Below are 21006 nucleotides of genomic sequence, written 5' to 3'. Positions count from 1 at the left end.
GCTTGATCCACATCAACAGCCTTAAGTGATTTATGCGCGCAAAAGAGGTAGTTGGTAACCCTTTCGGGTTACCACAGGAAGTAGCAATGAGGATTAGCCTGGGCGACCATCCGCCCTTGGTTGCGTCAACACCGGATAATACACCAGAGTGAACAGACCATAGGCAATACACCAGGCCACTATCGAAACAAGAATCGATGAAAAACTAAAACTGGCAAAGAACAAGCTCCCAAACACCCGGATCAGGGCCGACACAAACACGGCACCAAATGCCACCACCACCAGATGCCTGACCACCAGTTTTCGCCCGGTGTGACCGAGGCTTACTCGCGACATCATGCTCAGGATCATACTCCCCATTGCACCAACCGTTAACGCATGAAAAGCCGTCGACAACGTCAACATGTCGGATAGATAGGAAATACCTATCAAAGCAATCCCAATGGGGATAAACCAGTATGCCACGTGCAGGCTCCACAACAACGGGACTTTCAGCGTTAGCCTGAATTTCCACCTCAGCACACGAATCACATGGGCTAGCGCACATAGCAGCATGAACCCGCCCAGAAATTGCTCGGGAAAATAATGATTTAGCCCCGAGATATACAAGGCGAATATGCCCCATGTTGTCCCCAAAGCCAGATGCTCCAGCCAGCGGATTGGTGTGACTTTTTTAGTTTTGGTTCCGTTGGCCGTGAAAAACGGGATCACGCGGCCACCCAAAATACTCATCAACAGCGTAATAAGCCAGATAGCTGAAATATAACCATGTTGATATAAGCTGGGCAAATTAAGCACAACTCCCATATGCATGAGCAGGTTAGTTGCACTCAGAAAAACCAGTATCGGCACAAAAAACAAATTGCGCATCTGTCCGATTGCAATAATGGGTTTAGCTAGCCAGTACCCTGCTAAGGGTAAAAACAGTAAGTCCACAGAAATAACAAGCCATGGGGGTACCGAAGAAAACAACATCAGGATCCTAGCTGCCAGCCACAATCCCGTAAGAACGGCCAACCTGCTGCCTCTGATGCTGGGTATACCCGTCCAGTTTTGCACAGCCGTTAATAAAAACCCCACAACGATCGCACTAACAAAACCAAATAGCATCTCGTGGCTGTGCCAGAAAAGGACATGACCATACGGCGTAAAGTGTAAGGTACCGCTTAAAACACTACCCCATACAATTAACGCCAAACAACTGAAAAAACCGCCTAACAGGAAAAAAGGTCTAAAGGCCAAGCGGAGCACTGGCGGGATCTGCTCCTCTTTTTGGGTATCGAGTATCTGCATCATAAGTCATCATCTTCCAAAAAATTATAGCTCGCAGCTTCTTTCAGCCTGCGGCTGTAACGCTCTGCCCGGATTGCAAAGTACATTGCCATCATGCACACAGCCAGTACCCCGTACAGCAACATAAAGCTGGCACTGTAGAAACCTAACACCTCTACCGCAGCACCAAACAGAACGGGCAACGTAAAGCCGCCCAATGCGCCAATTGCGGAAACAATTCCACCAACTCTGCCCATATCGTTCGGATAGTATTCATGGATCATTTTAAACACGCTTGCGCGGCCAAAACCTTGCGCTATACCAATCACAAATAACAAAACAGAGAAAAACCACACGTTAATGGCAATCTGAATATGCACATCCTGCTCAACGCCATGAATGGTCATCGTGGTGGGTGGGTAACTCAGGAAAAACAGGCATACCAGACACACCCAGAACACACTCCAGTTCACGCTTCGGCCACCGTATTTGTCTGCAAACCACCCTCCCAAGGCCCGAACCACAGACGAAGTGGCAACAAAAAACAAGGTAAAAGCCATGGCCTGAGAGAGCGGTAGTTGGTAGGCCTCGGTATAGTAATAAGGCAGCCACAGCAGCAGGGCGAGAAACGATCCAAATACAAAGTAATAGTACAGGCCAAGTCGCCATATCCGGGCTTGCTTTAACAGGGTATACCAGGGTTCATTGCACGGTTCTGGTCGATTTTCACTGGCTGGTCGCTGTGGTGCAAAAAACAAAAACGCCAATGCTACAAGCAACAGCCCAACGGAATAAACCAATCCAACATAGTGCCAGCCGACCGACTGCATCAAAAAGGGCACAAACACCAAAGTAATCGCGGCCCCGGCATTGCCCACACCAAATACCCCCATCGCAGTGCCCTGCTGGTCTCGGGGAAAGAAGTCATTGACATAACGATTACCCAGCGTAAAAGAACTGCCGCTCAGACCAAGCCACAAGCCAATCAGGAATAACGCCATGTAGGTATCTGCCAGATACAACAGCGCCAGTGGCGGCAGGCAAATCAGCATTTGAATCACAAACAGTTTTTTTGGGGAGCCTTGGTCGGCGGCAATACCCGCGGGAATACGGGAGAGTGCCCCCGTCAGCATCGGGGCAGACAACAGTGCCGTTACCTCAAGTACACCCAACTCCCATTGTGTGGTGATAGGAATAACCAAAGCAGCATACAGTGTCCAAACGGAAAAATTTGCTGCGAATGCGAGGGTAGCGAGTAGCAATGCGCGTTTTGCAATTTTTTCTGACATATAGCAAACCACCCCAATAATTTAGCCAGGTTCTGAGTAACAATAGTATGGTGTATATTCTACCTAAGTTGTTGAGAGGTAGTGGACTTCTACCCCCAATGCCTCAACATGCCCGGCGCTAATACCCCATCAGCAAAAGATGCGTTTATTTTCACATAGATATAAAGCACGCCACATACCCAATAATAGGTATGCTTGGTACCATTTAGTCATAGAGGCTGTCATTTTTACCCCAACCAGACCTATTTTAGGTTGAACTACAGCGTGCTTTTCTTGCACTATTTTCACATTAAGACAGGGTTAAAGTGTGAGATAAATGCAAAACATCAGGGTTCAGGTTGGGGTAAAAACCACTGCGGGTATCAAAGACATCAACGAAGACGCCGCGGGTTTCCTGATCCCACAAGATAGTTACCTAAGCAAAGTCAAAGGGCTAGCATTTTGCATTGCCGATGGCGTGAGTTCAGCAGAAGCGGGCAAAGAAGCCAGTGAAACTGCTGTGACGCGCTTTTTATCAGAATACTTTAAGACCCCGGATACCTGGTCCGTGAGCCGTTGTGGTGAGCAAGTCCTGTCAGCAATAAACCTCAGACTATACCGTAAAAGCCATCAGTTTAAGCAGGATAATAAAGGCTACTTGACCACTTTAAGCTGCCTGCTCTTAAAAGGTGTTCACGGCCATTTATTTCACGTTGGCGACAGCCGGGTATTCCGGCTGCGCTCAGACTCCTTTGAGCAACTCACCGCTGACCACGTAACCCACTTAGGTCAGGGTAAGTCCTTCCTGTCACGCGCCCTTGGTATGGACAACAACATTCACATTGACTACAGCAATTTCGAGCTCAAGGAGGGAGATTGTTACCTGTTAACCACGGATGGCGTGCACGACTTTATCCCGACCGCAGCGCTGATAAGAGCCTTGTCCTCCTCAGTACCCGCCAGCGATATCGCATCTTCGCTGTGTGCACAAGCTCAGACCAATGGCAGTGATGACAACATCAGTTGCGTGGTATTAAGGGTGAAGTCCCTGCCCCATCAAGACGACAATGAGTTCAACGCAGACTTAACCCGTTTGCCGTTTCCCCCGCCTCTGGAAGCGGGCATGAAATTGGATGGGTATCGGGTCATCGAAGAGATCTTTGCTTCTCCCAGAAGCCAGTTGTATCTGGTAGAAGATGAAAAGAGTGGTCAGCACTATGCGATGAAAACACCTTCCATGAACTTTGAAGACGACGTACACTACATTGACCGTTTCCTCAAAGAGAAATGGATTGGTAGCCGCATAGATTCACCCTACGTAGTTAAGATCATCCAGCACAACCGCCCAAGAACCGCGCTCTACTACCTGATGGAGCATCTCGAGGGTCTGAGCCTCGACCACTGGCTCGCAAAAAATGCCCCTTTGAAGCCAAAACACGCCATCGCAATCGTTAAAGACATTGCTAAAGGGCTCCAGGCATTTCACGACAACGATGCAATTCATCAGGACCTAAAGCCCGGCAACATCATGATAATGAAAGATGGGTCAGTTAAGTTGGTGGACTTTGGCTCGGTGTTTGTGGCCGGTGTCGCTGAACTGTACCGCCCTATTGAACACATTGGCGCGCTGGGCACCGCCAGTTACTCCGACCCAAACTATCTGGTTGGCAAAAATTCGGCCATTCAGGGAGATGTATATAGCCTCGCAACCATTTGCTATGAACTATTTACCGGGCATCTGCCTTATGGCGACAAAGTTGAAACCTGTACTTCCATGTTTGACTATGACAAATTGCGCTACCAGAGCGCGACCAAATACAACCCGGTTATTCCCGTGTGGTTTGATAAAGCACTGCAAAAAGGTGTGAGCTTTGATCTGACTACGCGATATCAAACCATAGATGCGCTATTAGAGGATCTCACCAAACCCAACCCCCTATTCCTCAAGCCAGAACCTGAGCCCAAAGAAGCCAGCAGTCTGGTGTTCTGGAAACTGGTCAGTGGCTTTTGGTTTATCACGTTAATTTTAGTGATTTATCTGTTCAGTCAGTCAAAGCTTTAACCACGCAAAACCTGAGTCGGTTGGCTATCGAAATTTCAATGCAAGAAAGGCAGTATTTGCTGCCTTTACTTTATCTACACAATCGCTCTTCAGATTACGAATTAACCTGCGTGAGCGCTTAACTACCTACCAGCTCAACGAGATTGTCCTGACGGTCGAGCACAACATACATTGAGGTATTTTTACCCGTTTGGACGTCACTGACCATAGATTTCATACTCTTGTCGATAATACTGCTGTCAACATTTGCATTTATACTGGTCAGAAAAACCAAATCCCAATCAGGGTTTATAACATCCGCCTCTTTGCACAAGGCCTCATAGTCGCTTAATTCGTTCGGGAGTTTATCAACGCACATAACTGGCTCAATAAACCCTTTGTTCACATCGTTCGATGCACTTTCAACATTGGCTTTGGTAAACAGCATCAGAAGCTTAACGGGCTCTGGCTGATAACGTGACATGGTTAGTAACTCTTGAAACTTGCTCATTTATTTTACCCTGCAAAATTGGAAAAAGAGCCACAACCTGATGTTAATGGCTCTTGCTATAGTGGAGATGATTATGGGTTGTAGAACTCACCGTCCTTTCTCAAATAAAACCACCAGTTAATGAATACGCATACTCCGTAGAACACCGCAAACCCAATCAGGGCCACTTCTGGTGTGGTGGCTTTAATCTGCTGGCCAAAGACCATAGGAATATAGAAAGCACCGTAAGCTGCCACTGCCGATGTCCAGCCCAGTACCGGACCCGCTTGCTCTTTTGGAAACACCATGGCGATGGTGCGGAATGTTGAACCATTGCCAATACCAGTGGCAGCAAACAGGATTAAAAACAGTACAAAGAAAGGTACAAAGAACTCTTCTGGCGTCGCAGACTGATAAGCTGTTTGCATATAGTAGGCCGCCCCCAGTGAAGAACCTACCATGACCACAGAACAAATCTGTGTTACTAACGCGCCACCCAACCTGTCAGCAATCCAGCCGCCAAGCGGACGAATAAGCGCTCCGATGAAAGGGGCCATCCAGGCATACATAAGGGCACTTGGACCATTCGGATTCACCGTATCGTGGGTCATCACACCATCAACCATCACGTGCTGGAAGCCAAAAATAACTTTAATTGCCAGCGGGAATGCTGCCGCAAACCCAATGAAAGAGCCGAATGTCATGGTGTAGATGACACTCATCACCCAGGTGTGTTTGTTGTTGAAAATCTGATACTGCTTAGACAGGCTTTCACCAATCGCGCCGGGTAACATCTTGAGCAAGAACACAGTCGTCGCAACCACCAACACCAACACCAGCTCTTTTGGTACCCCAAACCCGGAACCATTAGCCGATTCGGGCAGCATTAACCATAACCCCGCCGCAGCTGTTGCCAGACCAATGGTCAGCATCACAGAAATCATCGCGAACGCGCCCAATGGACTGCCGAGATTTGGCGATACTTCTGGCGTGCGGATATTATTCATGCCAAACCAGGTGGCAAAGAATAGAGGCACCAACAACAGCAACCACAGGAATCCGCCATTTTGGATCCAGGTTTCTGAACCCGCTGGAATTTTCCCGATCAAACTACCTGAAGGGCTGACCAGCGTCACCGGATCGCCCCCGAGTGCGCCAAACACACCGTAGGTCATAAACAGTGGGATCAGTATCTGCATGGTCGTCACGCCAAAGTTACCTAACCCCGCATTGAGTCCCAGTGCCAGACCTTGCTGCTTCTTGGGAAAGAAGAAGCTGATATTGGACATCGACGATGCGAAATTACCGCCACCAAATCCAGAGAGCAACGCCAACAACTGATATTGCCACAACGGCGTGGTGGGGTCTTGCAGTGCCATACCAGTAAAGAAGGCCGGAATAATCAACAAAGAGGTTGTGAAGAAGATGGTATTTCTGCCACCACAGAAACGAATAAAGAAGCTACTGGGGATCCGTAAAGTCGCACCGGACAAGCCCGCAATCGCCGTTAGTGTAAATAGCTCTTGTGCGGAAAAGTTAAATCCCGCGTTCATCATTTGTACCGTTAAAATGCCCCAGTAGAGCCATACAGCAAAGCCACACAACAGACTTGGGATGGATATCCACAAGTTGCGCTGTGCAATTTTTTTACCCTGAGATTCCCAAAAGGCCTCGTTTTCGGGTTCCCATTTTTGTAGATCAGCCATAGTGCCGCTCCTTACAATCGAATTACCCTCACTATGTGCATAAAAAAGAGGACAGACAATTCACATTGATGGGTAATAAGCAACAATGAGGGAATAGCAGGACATACCCACTTTTAGGTATAAAAACATGTAACCATCTAATTTTTATGACTTTTAAAGAGTGGTTAAAAGGTCTTTTGGAGTAGCACCCGATGTTTGTAATGAATGCCTTGTTAATCCAAGTTACTATTATAAACACGTGATTTTGACCGTCTTTATAGAGTAAGAGTAACTTATGAGTGAGCTAGTTAGCACAATACTACTTGTGGATGACCACCCCTTACTGCGCAAAGGTTTACAGCAGTTAATCGAGTTAGAAGATGAGCTAACGGTGATTGGCGAAGCAGCCAATGGCAAAGAAGGCTTAGAAATCGCCATTGATAGCGACCCGGATTTGATCATCCTGGATCTGAACATGCAGGGCATGGATGGTCTGGAAACACTCAAGGCCATGCGTGCCAATGACGTGACATCGAGGATCATTATGTTAACGGTGTCAGACAACGATGAAGATGTCCTGACTGCGATCAGTTACGGCGCAGACGGCTACTTGCTCAAAGACATGGACCCGGAAGACATTCTCGAAAAAATCAAACAAGCCGCACTGGGTAAAATGGTACTCAGTGAAAAGCTGACCGGTGTACTGGCGCAGGCTATTCGCAAGCCAGATGTCTCTCAGAAAGCCAACATTCTGAACTCTTTAACCAGTCGGGAATTTGAAATACTCAAGCTGATTGCCAAGGGGCTGTCGAATAAACTCATCGCCAGAGAACTGGATATTTCAGACGGTACGGTGAAGGTACACGTCAAGCATTTGCTGAAAAAGCTAAGCCTGCGTTCGCGTGTAGAAGCCGCAGTATGGATGATAAACCAACAAAAAGGGGCCTAGCCATGACTGATCCCAAACCCACTTTCCTCTCTTTTGAAGCGGCATTAGCGGCACTAGAAGAAGATGCCTCAACCTTTGTTGGTAGCGAGACACGCCCGTTACACAGTGCAAGGCAGCGGATCCTGGCTGCAGATATTATCGCGCCGTTTGATGTGCCGGGTTATGACAACTCGGCCATGGACGGATACGCTATTGCGTATCAGGACCTGGGGCAGTTTAGCGAATTTGAACTTATCGGCACGGCGTTGGCGGGTCACCCGTTTACCGGCACCTGGCAACCGGGCAGCTGTATTCGCATTATGACCGGCGCCCCCGTGCCAGAGGGTTTTGACACCATCGTCATGCAGGAACAGGCAGTCGCAGAGCAAATTGAAGATAAAACACATATCCACTTCACAACTGCACCGAAACCTCAGCAGAACTTACGTAAACGCGGCGAGGATATTGCCGCCAATACTGCGCTCTTTGCCCATGGGCACAGGTTAACGGCCACGGATATTGGCTTGCTCGCGTCTATCGGCGTAGGATCTGTATCTGTGTTCCGGCCCTTAAAAGTGGCCGTTTTATCAACGGGAGATGAGCTCTGTGAGCCTGGTAACGATAAACAAGCCAGTGAAATCTACGATACCAACCGCTACACCACCCGCGCCATGCTTGAGAATCTGGCTTTTGAAGTACTGGACTTTGGTATTGTCCCTGATTGCCCTGACGCACTGTCCAGTACCTTTAATCAGGCACTTGCACAGGCAGATGTAGTGGTATCTTCAGGCGGTGTGTCTGTTGGTGACGCCGATCACACCAAAACAGTGCTGGATGAGCTGGGTAATATGCAGTTCTGGAAAGTCGCCATCAAACCGGGTAAACCGTTTGCGTATGGGCATTTTCACACCTGTAACCAACAAGGCCACCACAAACGCTTTTTTGGCTTACCTGGAAACCCGGTCTCAAGTGTGGTCACACTGCATCAACTGGCGCTCCCGGCGCTGCGGAAGTTAGCAGGAGAACAAGTGACCCCTGCACTATCGCAGCGGCTGCCGCTCGCCTCTCCTATCTCAAAAAGACCCGGGCGACTGGAGTTTATCCGAGCATCCCTTGAACACAGCCCGTCAGGTACTCGAGTTAAGCCCTTACAGGGACAAGGCTCAGGTATTCTGAGTACGTTTGCTGCAAGCAGCGGATACCTGCTACTCGACGCTGACGGTGCCAACTGGCAAGAGAATGAGCTGGTCACCTATGTGCCTTTCGACTGGGTACTGAGCTGAGTACAGTAACAATGCGCCCCCGTAAGCCCGACAGAGTAACCGCAATGCGGTTACTCATCGAGCAAGTCAAAAAAGAGTTGCCGCTCTACGAGCCGGATACCTTCTTTTGTGGTACCAACACCTCCTGTGTCGGTTGCCCGAAAAAACTCATGGAATTAGTGGATACTGATTTAACCTACTGGGAACACCAGCTCAACTGTGGTGTGGTTCCCCAGTTTGATGACATCAGGCGCTTCGCTAAGCTCTGTAAAAACGTTAAACGTGGTTTGGTACGTAACCGCTTAATGTAGGCTGTTAACACTCAGTGCGTCGGCTTTACTGATGAGATACCAGGGCTCGTTGACGGCGGGCTTAAGCTGATTGAAAGACAGGCGGGTTATCCAGACGGACAGGTCATTACACTGTGCTGCATCGCTGTCGTCTTTGCTCACCAATTTAACATCGATCAGCATACCCTGCTCGCCCTGCCATACGATTTCACGTGTACTGGTGATGGTTGCCAGCCATTGATTGACAAAACTGCTATCTGGCATAGCCTTCCTGGACAGACCAACCCGGTTTGCCTTAAGGACCAATGACACAGCTTGCCCCGGCTTGGTGTGGGGCGTATGAACACTGAAACAGGCCTGCCCGTTCAGCCGATACTCGGTCAGCCCAAGTGATGTGCGATGCGCCAATGTGGTCGCCTGCACAACAGATAAGAACTCGCTGGCATGGCCCTCACCTCCATTTAAACCATCCTGAAACGATGTCAACAGCTGGTGTTGATACAGGTGCAGACCAGCACCAATAGGCATCGCCTGCCAGTGCTTGCAACTTCCATCATCTTTAAGCACCCATGCCATATCAGCCAGCGCCAGTGCGTCTTCCATCTGATGACACACCATCAGCGCAGCAGCATTTGTTTGCTTCAGGTACTCTTTTATGACGGCAATACAAGCGTGCTTCATGGTGTGATCCTGCCCGGTCAACACTTCATCCAAGAGCAATAACGGCGCGCCTTTGATCATCGCCAGTAACAGCGCCACCCGCTGCTGCTGGCCTCCACTCAGCTGCTGAGCGCGTAAATGCAACACGCCGCTGAGGTTCAATAACCCAACCGCCCAGGTCACGTCGAATGCATTCGTCTGCTCAGCAGACACCAAATTCAATAAAGCTTGTATCGAGAGGTGGCCAAACAAAGTCGGGGACTGGGTTACATAGGCGATACGCCGTTGATGAGCAGGTAAGTCTATTTGTTCAGCCCCCTTGCTATCGACCTGAATAGAGCCCGTTGCGGGGCTCAAACCCGCCAGTGCGTTTAGCAGAGAGGTTTTCCCCGCCCCGCTCGGCGCTAACAAGACACCAACCTGAGCGCAGCGCAACATGCAGCTGAAATGCTGTGACACAGGTGAGCTGACCTGTACGTCAATCATGACCGTACCAGCGCATCGGCAATCTTGTCTCTGCTCTGATGCTGACTCTGTAATGTTAAACGTGTTTAGGATCGCGTTCAGCATGGTTACCCCCTGACCTGATCGTCTGAGATGTAGCCCACATAGGCACTTTGCTTTTGCCACCACTGACAGGCAAACACAACGCTAAATGAAAACGCCAGCATCAGCAATGCCAGTTGTTCTGCCGCCTGAAAATCTAAACTTTCTACGTGATCAAACAGCGCCAAAGACAGCACCTGAGTTTCTCCCGGAATGTTACCGCCAATCATGAGAATGGCACCAAACTCACCTATGGTATGAGCAAAGCTCAGCGTTGCAGCCGTAAACAGAGCCGGTTTAATGGCTGGCAATATCACTTTTCTGAATTGTTGCCAGGGGGAAAATCCCAGCAGTGCAGCGGCGTTGTACAGGTCTTTCGGCAATTGTTCAAAAGCACTTTGCAGTGGTCTGAACGTAAAAGGGAGGCTGTAAATCATCGACGCAAGCCAGATGCCTGAAAAACTAAATACCAGCTCTATGCCCAGGGTGTCACGTAACCATAACCCAAGCCCGTCATTGGGAGAAAACAGCACTAAGAAATAATACCCCATCACCGTTGGTGGCAGCACCAGTGGCAAGGTGACCAGGGTTTCTATAAAAGGTTTTACCACACTGCGGCTGTGCGCCAGATAATAGGCGCCCGGCACACAGATCAGCAGCAGACAAAGGGTGGTCATACTTGCCAGCTGTAGCGTCAGGATTGTTGCTTGCAAATCTGTGTCGGACATACGTTCACCTGTACCCTGATGCCTTTATCAGCTGCTGCGCATCATCGCTTTGAATAAACTCAAAGAACGCCCGGGCTGCCGCGTGCTCAGCCAACAGCAACGCGTGCTGTTCAATGGGGTCATACCAATGTGCGGGAATGTCGAACCACTGCCCTTTAAATCCCGGTTTTAATAAACTTTTGGCAATTAAGCCGTACTGAGCATGGCCACTTTCGACATACTGAAAAGCCTGTAACACAGAATTGCCTTTAACCAGCCGCTTTGGCATTGCACGGTGGCGTTGCAGGATTTGCTCTGCCGCGCGACCATACGGCGCGTGCTTTGGATTGGCAATGGCAACCGTTGCTTTTGCGGTATTCATCAACGCCAGATCCAGCCCTTGGGGTGATTTATCGAGTGAATACAGCACCAGCTTCCCTATGGCATAGGGGGTCCTGTCATAACCAAACCCAGCTTGCGTAAGTAACTCGACATAGTGCTTATCGGCAGATAAAAACACGTCATAGGGCGCACCGTGTTGGATCTGGGTAGCCAATGAACCAGACGACCCAACGGATACGCGAATATCCATGGCCTCTTTGGTTTGCAGCTCAAACAGCATGACCAGCTTGTTCATGGTAGCACTGAAATTAGCCGCACAAGCCAGGGTCAGGCGCGTCGGCTTGGCCTCTGTCAAGGGCACAAAAAGCAGCAGTAATACAACCAAGCATATCGCTGTGTAACTGTGTCCGACTCCAGATCTGCTCACGCTACCCCCTCAACTTCAGGCCCACTGCGCTGCGGCAACGGTATCTTTGTGATTCGCCTCAACCCAGCGGTTGTGTCCACCTTCGATCACTTCTTTTTTCCAAAATGGCGCATTGGTTTTCAATAAATCCATCAGATATTGAGCAGCTTCGAATGCCGTTTCCCGGTGAACACTCGACACGCCAACCAGCACAATTTTGTCTTCTAACTGCAAAGGACCAACGCGATGAATAATCGTCACGTTTTCAAGTGGCCAGAGCGCCCGAGCTTGCTGCTCCAGCTGTGATAAGTACTTGTTCGTCATTTCGGGGTAGTGCTCCAGATACAACTCATCTATCTGATGACCCTGATTCACGTCCCGCACCCGGCCAACAAACATCACCACAGCACCAGAGCTGCAATCGTCGCTGATCAGTGCCTGATACTCCTGGTTCATATCAAAATCGGCTTGTTGTACACGGATCATCATTATCCTCCGGTCACCGGCGGAAACATCGCCACTTCATCACCCGCGCCAATACGACTGTCTGCGGCGACTAACGTCTGATTAACCGCCACCAGCACGTCTTTGTCGAGCAACCACTTTTGCCAGCGTTCATTTTTTTGTGCCAGCTGCTGACGCAGCTCGCCGACGCTGAGCCCGGCGACATCCAGGTCAAGTTCGTCGCATTCCAGCCGCTCGCGCAACTGGGCAAAAAACAGAATTTTATTCATGATCACTGACCTCACTTACTCGTTGATATACCCCGCGTCGACCCCCTGACTTGTGTGTCACACACAACCCGGAGATCACCATATCCTGATCCACCGCTTTACACATATCGATGATGGTCAGCGATGCAACGGAAGCTGCGGCCAACGCCTCCATCTCAACACCGGTTTGGCCTGCCAGTTTGCAGTAACTAAACACCCATATCTGTGATTTTTCTTCGTCCAGCTTAAACTCAACAGACACTTTACTGAGTGCCAGCGGGTGGCACAGCGGGATCAGATCAGCTGTTTTCTTTGCAGCCTGTATTCCGGCAATCCGTGCAACACCCAGTACATCGCCTTTCTTTAGCTGATTTTGACTGACTAATTGCAGCGTCTCTGGCTTCATCTCAACGCAGGCTTGCGCGCTGGCTTCCCTGGCGGTGACAGGTTTATCGGCGACATCCACCATCGCGGCATGACCGTGCTGATCTATATGCGTTAATCCCATTAGTTGCGCTCCCTTGATGTACACGCATCCGCATCTGTTGCTTTCAGATGGGGTGCAAAATTGCACGGACCCTGACGTGCATCCAGCTGTGAGCTGAGCATTTCATCCCAAGCCAGCTCGCAGGCCCGGGGACTGCCGGGCAGCGCAACGATCAAGGTCTTGTTGGCCAGGCCTGCTGTCGCACGCGACTGCAAGGTTGAATAGCCAATCTGTCGCAAAGAGCACTGACGGAATAGCTCACCAAATCCTTCTACTTTTTTATCAAATAACACCTCGATGGCCTCGGGTGTCACATCATCGTCGGTCAACCCCGTTCCGCCCGAGACCACAATCACTTGTATGTCGGCACTGACAATCCAGTTGCTGATAGCGGCGCGGATGTGGTACTTGTTGGCACGCACGACAAGCCTGTCAGCCACACTATGTCCTGCACTGCCAATTCGCTCCTGTAACAGGTCACCCGCCGTGTCATCAATTAATGTGCGGCGATTGCTCACCGTTAAGATAGCAATGTTCAGCGGTATAAAGTGTTCTGATTTTACACGGCCCATACTGTCTCCTGTTGCATGATTTGTTGTGCACACGCCCACTGCTCGGGTGTATTGGTGTTCATTAAGGTCAGTTCGCTATTGGGCTGCTCACCCTCTATAGCTGATGCAGTGATGGCACCGAGAAACCCTCGCACAGATAAGCGCTGCTGACTAAGCTGGTTGCGGCACTGCGCCAGCGCCTGAGAATAATTTGAAAGATAACAAGGCAGTACTGAGTCAGCGAAATGGCAACTATGTTGCGCCGTGCGGCCTTGTTTGATCAGCGCGCTAAGACAAGCACTGGACAACAGCGGCATATCGATTGGAATAACCACCGCTTCATCGCATACATGTTGCTCAAGACACGCGTGAATACCGGCCAGAGGCCCTTTCCCGGTATAAACATCCTGAACATAACCGGGGCCATTTCGACTGATCAGCACCTGATCGCATCCCACTGCCAACAGCAGTTGCTGTGCATGAGATAGCAAGGTATCTCCTTGCCAGCATAATGTGGCCTTATCTGTCCCCATACGGCGTGACTGACCGCCCGCCAGAATAATACCCAGTAGCATATTAACCTCCCAACATCGCCAGATCTCTGGTCAGGCCGGACTTGCCAAGGTGCAATTGATGCCCTTGCCATTTGGTTAAAACGCGATTGGACAAATAGGTTGCCAGACCTGTGACATCGCCATCGTCAAGCCAGGGGGTTAAATCATCATTGGCGTCACCAAACAAACATAAGTACAGTTTGCCGTCAGCAGACACCCGCAAGCGGTTACAGCTCGCACAGAAATCTTTACTGTAAGGCATAATTAAGCCAACCTGACCGGCATAATCTGGATGACAAAACTCCACCGCTGGCCCGGCATCCGGCCCCTTGGGTTGCATTTGCCACCCGCTGTTTTCCAGCGTGGTACGGATACTCTGCCCGGATACATGCTGCGCGTTAAAATACGCGGCGTTATCAAGCGTTCGCATTAGCTCAATGAAGCGAAAAGTGACCGGTTTGTCTTTAATAAAATTAAGGAATTGCGTTAACTGAGTGCCGTTGTACTGCTTCAGTAGCACCGCATTTAGCTTTACTTTTTTCAGCCCCAGCTCAAATGCCAAATCAATGCAACGCAATACTTCATCCAGGCTGTTGTTGCCCGTTATTTGAGAAAACGTGTAAGGGCTGAGGCTGTCTGCACTCAAGTTAAGCGCGGTGAGGCCCGCATCAATCAGTCTGGGCAGTTTTTGAGTCAGGCGATAGCCGTTTGAAGTGAGTGCCACAGACTCAATACCCGGCGTGTCGTTACACAGGGCCACGATGTCAGGTAGCTCTTTGCGCAAGGTTGGCTCACCACCGGTTAAGCGCACTTTTTTGGTGCCGACCATCGCAAATGCCCGCAGTAGCGTGTGCGTTTGCGCCAATGCCAGTGTAGTCGGACGAGTCTCGCATTTATAGCCATCCGGCAGACAGTAATTACATTTGAAATTACAGACTTCCGTGACCGACAAACGCAAATAGTTGAACTTTCGGTTAAACGAATCTTGCAGCATGTTAGCCTTTCCAAATCGGGAGGCCTGGCAATTTCTTGACAAACCCGGTGGTAAACCACGGTATACTCGCCATGCCCGTTTGGGTTTAGGTGAGTATACTTCGGCGTATGATGCCCAGAATAGTGGCTATCACCCGGGCACACCATACAAAAGAAGGGGCAGTTGACCTACCCCAGAATGGGTAGATGCTTAAGATCTCGCCATATTTTGTTTACTGGTCAAAACCTTAGCGAAGTGTGAAAGACTGGGTGTCATACACCCTTTTGGAATTTGTACATCGATCAGATAAAACTGCGAAGGATCTTCAAATGCATTGTCCATGGCGCTTGCGAGTTCATCGGGTGTAGAGACCCGAATTCCTTTGCCTCCCCATAGCGTCGCCATTTCTGCAAACGGCCATAGCCCTAAATCAGCGGCCTGGCTGTCAGGGGCAAACGCGCGGATCATTTCCCAGCCCTGGTTGTTCAGCACCACAACAATGGGCGTAAAGCCATAACGACGACAATGTCCAAGCTCCATCCCCGTCATCTGAAACGCACCATCTCCCACCAACACAACGGGCCGCCGGCCAGTGGTTGCCTGAATGCCAAAACCGGCTGGCACCCCAAACCCCATTGAAGCATAGTAACCCGGTGCCACCACCGCGCTGTTCTCTATGCCCTGACTGACAAACAAACAGTCGCCCACGTCGCTGGCAACAGGCAGTTGTTCATAGTGTTCAAAGCAACGATTGAGCGTCTGGGCAATCATCATAGGGGCAATAGTCCCATCGGGCACATCTGGGCTTTGTTGTTCAACGACGTGGTGTGGCTGGTGCATGTCCCAATTTTTGCACTCAGCCAGGTCCGCCAACTTTGATAATACGGCGGTTAACCCGATCCCATGATAACTGTAGTGTCCAAGATTGACTTCGCGATGTTGAATAAATACGGCCTGGCGACCGGACAAGGTTTCTGCGCTGATCGCAAAATTGCTGTCAGACAGTATCGCTCCGACCATAATCACGAGGTCAGACTGTTCGACAATGGCTGCAATATGGGGGTCGCCAGCGTCTCCCAAATAAGTACCTTTAACCGGTGAGTTTTTCTGCTCAGCCGCGATACCTTTGCCCATTAAAGTGGTAAAACAAGGGACTGCCAGTTTATTGAGCCACTGACACAATACATCTTCCAGATCATAGCGTTTTACCTCTACTCCCACTAACACAACGGGCCGCTGTGCGCTGGCAATAACTTGTTGTAAATCCTGAACACATTTTTCTATCGAAGCCACTTCGGAATCTGCCTGTAACATGTTCAGCAAACCTGCGTTATCCGCATCACACGGCGCCGCTGACAGATTACGCGGTATTTCAATCAGCACCGGCTGCGATTGCTCTTTACAGGTGCTCAGTACCTTAGCGATTTGTTTGGGTGCCTGACTGATATCGTCCAGGCGGATCTGCGCGCACGTGATCTCTTTAAAAATATGGGCCTGGCTGTCGATTGACTTAACCTGATGGTGTAACTGTAAGCCCATTTCCATTTCGCTTTGCGAAGGGACCCCCGCCACTATTACTAAAGGGGAGCGTTCGGCGTATGCCTGTGCAACGGCATTAACACTGTTCAGCGCACCGGCGCCGTATGTTACCGCAAGTACCCCAATGCCATCGTGCAGCCGCCCACTGGCATCTGCCGCGAACGCTACACTGGGTTCATGACTCAGGGAGTACACGGGCAGGATTTGACTCTGTTCCATTTCTCGGAAAAAAGGCAGTATAAAGTCGCCAGGGATCCCCCAGACTTGTTTTGCTCCAACGCTTTTGAGCATGGTTAATAGAGTACGAGCGAGCGTCATAATCACCTCCGATAGACAACAATTTCGGGACACCTTGCCAGAACCAAATTGATCGGATATTGATTTAGCTCAATTCAGAATTGTCTGTAAACCACACTACCCCCAATGCGCTGATAGCTCACTTTTTTATACCTCCATAATAAAAATTATACGCTCCAATGTGCCTCCATTTAGAAGTAACCACATCTAACGTGCTGTTGAACTAAGCCGCCACGCGGAGATAGTTAGTCTGCCAGGGCCAACGGCAAGGCAGAGTGCGATTGACTACGCAAGAGTCACTGTACCTTGCCAAACTAGACAAAAGTGGGTCTAATAAGTGTGCATTAATACGTTGTTCAGGCGGGGTGAGTCGTGCTGTATCGGTTTGCATCACAAACGGTTCATTACACAAGTTACTCATCAAAAGTTAATCCCCTTCGCAAAAACCACACCAGCTGAATAAGGCGTGCAGATAGCGGCCAAGTTCAACAAGAGTTTAAGCGTACTGGGTGCGCGTGATGACTAAAGCGTTAGAGCTTACATGGAGTGTTATGAACATCACCATTAAAGAAATAATATTAGTAGCTTCAACTGGTTGCTTTCCTGCTTTGTTAGTTCAATATAACGAGGGAGTAGGCAAGCTCAAAGATTTTGTATCTGGTGCTTTGGTTCCAAACTATCTCTTTTATTATTTCTTATCATTTTTCTTGTTGCACCTATTTTTAACCTTATTTTTCTGGTTATACGGGTATAGGTTTAACCCAGACAAACAAAAAGAAGCAAAGCAAAAAATAATTTACATTGGAGAAGTTGGGGATGGTACATTGGGTATCTATCGCCTTACTTCAGGTCTTTTGTTTGCTATTCCAGTAGCATGGAAATATTCCGAACCAAATACTTTGACCAAACTCCAATTTGTGGGGTTAACTTCATATGCTTTATTGTTTTTAGCTGGCGTAATAGTAATATCAAGCATAAACTCTTGGGCAAAAAGCAAGCTCTAACAAAGTTATCAAGTAGGACGTAGAAAACTTGGCTGCGTTATTTTGAAGGTAAAAATAGAGGAGAACATTAGTATTTTTAGTTCTTTTTCTTTCGCCTGCAGGCCGTGTAGTGAAGATGTAAAATTTTATTTATAAAACAAGAAAAATCAGAAAAATCAAAATTAAGAAAAGCTGAAGTGTACGAATCATTTCGAACAGTTTTTTTAGATAAACTTCGATTAAAATTATTGAGTACCGCAATTCTTCATCGAAGGCTAGAATATAAATATAAAGCTTTATTGAAAGAGGCAGAGCTTGATAATACAGCCTTTAATAAAAACATATTTATTCCAAATTTTGGTTTCGATTACAGCAAATATCAACCCCTGAAAAGTCTAAGAGAAGTGTCAAATAAAATCATTCATGCAGACGGAGCTTGGCTATATGGCGAGCAAAGTTCAATTGATCAAAACTTAAAAAGTTCTGGATACTTCGATGATGTTCAACTTGGTTCAGCAATGTATTTAAGTGGCCAAAAATACAAAGATACATGGCTGGTAGCTATAGATTTTTTTGCATATGGGGAGAGTTTATCTAGTGTTTCTGACGTACTATCGGAGAACTATGGTATTTAACAAGTTACTAAAGTGGGAAAGCGTTAGGTGCCATATGGTTATGCTTCGAGCTGTCGCTTTAAGTTTAGGTCTTTTTGTTTCATTTATTACTCAAGCATCTGCGCCTATCGAGTCAGTAAAGCTAAATCAAACTCTGGCAAGTGCACTTGGATTCATTATCGAGTTATCTCGTGACAAAGAGGCTACAAATATCAGTATTGTAGGCCCCAAAGAGCTAAATGGTTGCGCTCCTTTGAAAGTCGGCACAGTAATACTAAATAAAGATAATTTAGACATCGCTTTAAGTATTTCTGAAGTTAATAAGGGAACTAACCCAAAAAGCTTCGGTTATATTCGTAATATTACGGATAATAAATTAATAATATTTATCGATTACTTATGCCCAGTTGGACGCCAACATCAAAGTCGTAGATACGAACTATGGTCAAGTAGCAGCTAACACATCAATGATAATTCTGGCCGCCACCAACGGGTTGAAATAGCAGCTTTACTTCGGTCCCTCTCTCAGCCCTGGGGACAATAAACAGCTCACCGTGCAGGTGCTTGGCTCTCTCCTGCATAATGGCCATCCCATAGTGATTGAGTTTTTCCGATCCACTCGCGATGCCCACACCATCGTCGGCAACAACCAGCTGAAGTCGCTTGTCCTCAGTGACCTGTAGATCGACCCAGACATTGTTCCCCTTACTGTGATGCACCGTGTTTTGACACGCCTCACGGGTAATTTGCAGTAGATGGATCTCTTCCATTGGCGACAGCGGAATTTGTTGGATGGCAAAATTTAAGTGGAATTGCATTTTTGATTGCTCTGACAACTGCTCGATAGTTTTCTCTAGAGCTGCTTCGAGCCCCTCACTGACCATTTTAAGCCGAAATGTAGTAAGTAGCTCACGCAACTGACGATAGGCAGAATCCAGCCCCATTTTAAGCTCATCAATGATGGGCGGTTGGAGGTCAAACTTCTGCTTTTCCTGGGTTTTGGACAACCGTGTGACCTGAATCTTTAAGTACGACAGTGCCTGAGCCAGAGAGTCGTGCAATTCACGTGCGATCACGGTACGTTCATTTAACAATGCAATACGCCGTTCCTGGTCGTGCTGCACTTCTAAATTCAATGACAAGGCCACCTGATCAGCAACCGATTGTACCAGTTGCATTTGCCATGAGTCTGACTCAAAACGCTTTTGACCTCGAACGACAATCACGCCGTAATTGTTGCTACCGTAAACCAGAGGAAACTTCATCACAGTGGGTTGCGCTAGTGCAATAAATGCCCCACTGCCATCACAGTTATCACAGTTTTTCGCCCCACAGAGAGCATTGCTGTCAGTATGAGGCTTTAATTGTGCATAGGGTATGTCGCCACTTGCAGTCATTAAACACAGCTCGATATCATCGACCTCTATCAGCTGGGCAAGATCGTCCAGTACGTGCTGTAAATCTATTTTGTTTTCCTGGGACTCTAATAACAGCCTTGCCGTTTTAAACAAAAAGGTGAGTGCCTGGTTGTTTACTTCAAGCTCCTGGGTTTGCTCTTTAACGCGACTTTCAAGCTGACCATACATAGACGCGATAGCACTGCTGGTATGATTAAACGTGGCTGCCAACAGCGCCAGTTCATCATCGCCCTTGAGGTTCATTTGGTGGGTAAAGTTGCCTTTGCCGATAGCATAAGCTGCATGGGTTAATTCGATCAGTGGCTTTTCTACTCGCAGGCTGATCAGATGCAGAATAAATGCCCCGAACAGCAAGGTGATAAATAAGGCGGCAACCTGTATTGTGCGCAGTAAGCGGATCTTACTTTCTGCGTGCATTTGTACCGCCAGGACGAAATTATCGGCGTATGTTGCATGCATCGCCACCAGCTCATTGAACTGGGAGTGATTTTCGATGGGTAAATTCATCAACTCAGGTTTTAATGCGCTGTGCCAGTGTTCAACCAGGGCAGACCACAGTTGATTTATCTCAGCGTCGCTTTGCAACTTTTGAAAGATGGGGTTTCTGAGTTTTTCCTCAAGCAGTGCAATCCGCTCGCCCACTTGCTCTGAGCGACCCTCTAAGCCATACATGCCCAGTTGATACGCGTCCATTCGCAGCGAGCCACTCAGGTTAATCGCTCTGGCATCCAGGTCGGCCAGCTCTGCTATCCAGTACGATGCAAACAAAGTACAAATCGCCAGACTGATCACGCCAATAATAGAGCCCTTGATGTAAACCATCACCGAGCCTTTGAAGCGACTTTTTAGTTCATTGAACCGCATACCCACAATAATTACCCACTTATTTTCTACCAACAGACGATAACGCTTGAATGTTATCAACACCAGTTATTTCGCCATAAAGCGCCGCAAAATGCTCTACCACTTTGTAGGTATTC

Annotated in this window: 22 protein-coding genes and 1 riboswitch; of the genes, 7 read left to right on the top strand and 15 right to left on the bottom strand. The window is 48.4% G+C overall.

Annotated elements, in window-relative coordinates:
* Positions 1 to 93 precede the first annotated feature (93 nt).
* On the bottom strand, positions 94 to 1296 hold the full coding sequence (locus tag ACXAH1_RS14205; protein ID WP_475197545.1) for an NnrS family protein: 1203 nt from the start codon (positions 1294 to 1296) through the stop codon (positions 94 to 96).
* Positions 1293 to 2561: an MFS transporter gene (locus ACXAH1_RS14200; protein WP_475197543.1), complete on the bottom strand. Its 1269-nt coding sequence runs from the start codon at positions 2559 to 2561 to the stop codon at positions 1293 to 1295. Before ACXAH1_RS14200 ends, ACXAH1_RS14205 begins: the two co-directional genes overlap by 4 nt.
* Before the next feature lie 316 nt (positions 2562 to 2877).
* Between ACXAH1_RS14200 and ACXAH1_RS14195 the strand changes: the two genes are divergently transcribed.
* Positions 2878 to 4602, top strand: a complete 1725-nt coding sequence (locus ACXAH1_RS14195; RefSeq protein WP_475197542.1) for a bifunctional protein-serine/threonine kinase/phosphatase — start codon at positions 2878 to 2880, stop codon at positions 4600 to 4602.
* Positions 4603 to 4720: 118 nt separating this feature from the next.
* Here ACXAH1_RS14195 and ACXAH1_RS14190 read toward each other — a convergent pair whose 3' ends face one another.
* On the bottom strand, positions 4721 to 5092 hold the full coding sequence (locus tag ACXAH1_RS14190) for a ribonucleotide reductase subunit alpha (RefSeq protein ID WP_475197540.1): 372 nt from the start codon (positions 5090 to 5092) through the stop codon (positions 4721 to 4723).
* A 71-nt stretch (positions 5093 to 5163) separates the two neighbouring features.
* Positions 5164 to 6777 (bottom strand): MFS transporter, encoded by a 1614-nt coding sequence (locus ACXAH1_RS14185; RefSeq protein WP_475197539.1) that lies wholly within the window; start codon positions 6775 to 6777, stop codon positions 5164 to 5166.
* A 274-nt stretch (positions 6778 to 7051) separates the two neighbouring features.
* Between ACXAH1_RS14185 and narL the strand changes: the two genes are divergently transcribed.
* The 3 genes from narL to ACXAH1_RS14170 are packed head-to-tail and all read left to right on the top strand — an operon-like array spanning position 7052 to position 9257.
* Positions 7052 to 7705, top strand: a complete 654-nt coding sequence (narL, locus tag ACXAH1_RS14180) for a two-component system response regulator NarL (RefSeq protein ID WP_138551309.1) — start codon at positions 7052 to 7054, stop codon at positions 7703 to 7705.
* 2 nt (positions 7706 to 7707) lie between these two features.
* On the top strand, positions 7708 to 8967 hold the full coding sequence (gene moeA, locus ACXAH1_RS14175) for a molybdopterin molybdotransferase MoeA (protein ID WP_475197537.1): 1260 nt from the start codon (positions 7708 to 7710) through the stop codon (positions 8965 to 8967).
* Between the two features lie 44 nt (positions 8968 to 9011).
* Positions 9012 to 9257 carry a hypothetical protein gene (locus tag ACXAH1_RS14170; protein ID WP_475197536.1) on the top strand — a complete coding sequence of 82 codons (246 nt, stop codon included), beginning with the start codon at positions 9012 to 9014 and terminating at the stop codon, positions 9255 to 9257.
* On the opposite strand, the gene ACXAH1_RS14165 is transcribed toward ACXAH1_RS14170, so the two are convergent.
* The 10 genes from ACXAH1_RS14165 to ipdC form a co-directional block, all read right to left on the bottom strand.
* On the bottom strand, positions 9249 to 10466 hold the full coding sequence (locus tag ACXAH1_RS14165) for an ATP-binding cassette domain-containing protein (RefSeq protein ID WP_475197534.1): 1218 nt from the start codon (positions 10464 to 10466) through the stop codon (positions 9249 to 9251). The two genes, ACXAH1_RS14170 and ACXAH1_RS14165, sit on opposite strands and share 9 nt — an antisense overlap.
* A 2-nt stretch (positions 10467 to 10468) precedes the next feature.
* Positions 10469 to 11170 carry a molybdate ABC transporter permease subunit gene (gene modB, locus ACXAH1_RS14160; RefSeq protein ID WP_475197533.1) on the bottom strand — a complete coding sequence of 234 codons (702 nt, stop codon included), beginning with the start codon at positions 11168 to 11170 and terminating at the stop codon, positions 10469 to 10471.
* A gap of 4 nt (positions 11171 to 11174) precedes the next feature.
* A complete protein-coding gene (gene modA / locus ACXAH1_RS14155) occupies positions 11175 to 11918 on the bottom strand; it encodes a molybdate ABC transporter substrate-binding protein (RefSeq protein ID WP_475197532.1) in 744 nt (247 codons plus the stop codon).
* A 15-nt stretch (positions 11919 to 11933) separates the two neighbouring features.
* Complete coding sequence (locus ACXAH1_RS14150; RefSeq protein WP_475197531.1) at positions 11934 to 12386, bottom strand: molybdenum cofactor biosynthesis protein MoaE; 453 nt, start codon at positions 12384 to 12386, stop codon at positions 11934 to 11936.
* The gene (gene moaD / locus ACXAH1_RS14145; protein WP_475197530.1) at positions 12386 to 12631 is read right to left on the bottom strand and encodes a molybdopterin synthase sulfur carrier subunit; all 246 of its coding nucleotides are present in this window, start codon (positions 12629 to 12631) and stop codon (positions 12386 to 12388) included. The genes ACXAH1_RS14150 and moaD overlap by 1 nt, the downstream gene beginning before the upstream one ends.
* A complete protein-coding gene (gene moaC / locus ACXAH1_RS14140) occupies positions 12624 to 13118 on the bottom strand; it encodes a cyclic pyranopterin monophosphate synthase MoaC (protein ID WP_475197528.1) in 495 nt (164 codons plus the stop codon). The genes moaD and moaC overlap by 8 nt, the downstream gene beginning before the upstream one ends.
* The gene (moaB, locus tag ACXAH1_RS14135) at positions 13118 to 13669 is read right to left on the bottom strand and encodes a molybdenum cofactor biosynthesis protein B (protein ID WP_138551317.1); all 552 of its coding nucleotides are present in this window, start codon (positions 13667 to 13669) and stop codon (positions 13118 to 13120) included. The genes moaC and moaB overlap by 1 nt, the downstream gene beginning before the upstream one ends.
* Positions 13657 to 14223: a molybdenum cofactor guanylyltransferase gene (mobA, locus tag ACXAH1_RS14130; protein ID WP_475197527.1), complete on the bottom strand. Its 567-nt coding sequence runs from the start codon at positions 14221 to 14223 to the stop codon at positions 13657 to 13659. The genes moaB and mobA overlap by 13 nt, the downstream gene beginning before the upstream one ends.
* Before the next feature lies 1 nt (position 14224).
* Positions 14225 to 15196 carry a GTP 3',8-cyclase MoaA gene (gene moaA / locus ACXAH1_RS14125; RefSeq protein WP_475197526.1) on the bottom strand — a complete coding sequence of 324 codons (972 nt, stop codon included), beginning with the start codon at positions 15194 to 15196 and terminating at the stop codon, positions 14225 to 14227.
* A riboswitch (molybdenum cofactor riboswitch) is annotated at positions 15184 to 15314 on the bottom strand. (Overlaps the previous gene by 13 nt.)
* Positions 15315 to 15385: 71 nt before the next feature.
* Positions 15386 to 17032 carry an indolepyruvate/phenylpyruvate decarboxylase gene (gene ipdC, locus ACXAH1_RS14120; protein WP_475197525.1) on the bottom strand — a complete coding sequence of 549 codons (1647 nt, stop codon included), beginning with the start codon at positions 17030 to 17032 and terminating at the stop codon, positions 15386 to 15388.
* A gap of 530 nt (positions 17033 to 17562) precedes the next feature.
* Between ipdC and ACXAH1_RS14115 the strand changes: the two genes are divergently transcribed.
* From ACXAH1_RS14115 to ACXAH1_RS14105, 3 genes are all read left to right on the top strand, one after another.
* A complete protein-coding gene (locus tag ACXAH1_RS14115; RefSeq protein ID WP_475197523.1) occupies positions 17563 to 18015 on the top strand; it encodes a hypothetical protein in 453 nt (150 codons plus the stop codon).
* A 176-nt stretch (positions 18016 to 18191) separates the two neighbouring features.
* A complete protein-coding gene (locus ACXAH1_RS14110; RefSeq protein WP_475197522.1) occupies positions 18192 to 18629 on the top strand; it encodes a hypothetical protein in 438 nt (145 codons plus the stop codon).
* 34 nt (positions 18630 to 18663) lie between these two features.
* Positions 18664 to 19068 (top strand): hypothetical protein, encoded by a 405-nt coding sequence (locus ACXAH1_RS14105; RefSeq protein WP_475197521.1) that lies wholly within the window; start codon positions 18664 to 18666, stop codon positions 19066 to 19068.
* A 4-nt stretch (positions 19069 to 19072) separates the two neighbouring features.
* Here ACXAH1_RS14105 and ACXAH1_RS14100 read toward each other — a convergent pair whose 3' ends face one another.
* Positions 19073 to 20953 carry a histidine kinase gene (locus tag ACXAH1_RS14100; RefSeq protein WP_475197520.1) on the bottom strand — a complete coding sequence of 627 codons (1881 nt, stop codon included), beginning with the start codon at positions 20951 to 20953 and terminating at the stop codon, positions 19073 to 19075.
* Positions 20954 to 21006 lie beyond the last annotated feature (53 nt).

The sequence above is a fragment of the Pseudoalteromonas sp. AWH4_217 genome (genome assembly GCF_056161105.1).
Note: the sequence above shows the minus strand (reverse complement) of the source record. Positions and strands in the feature narration are given on the sequence as shown.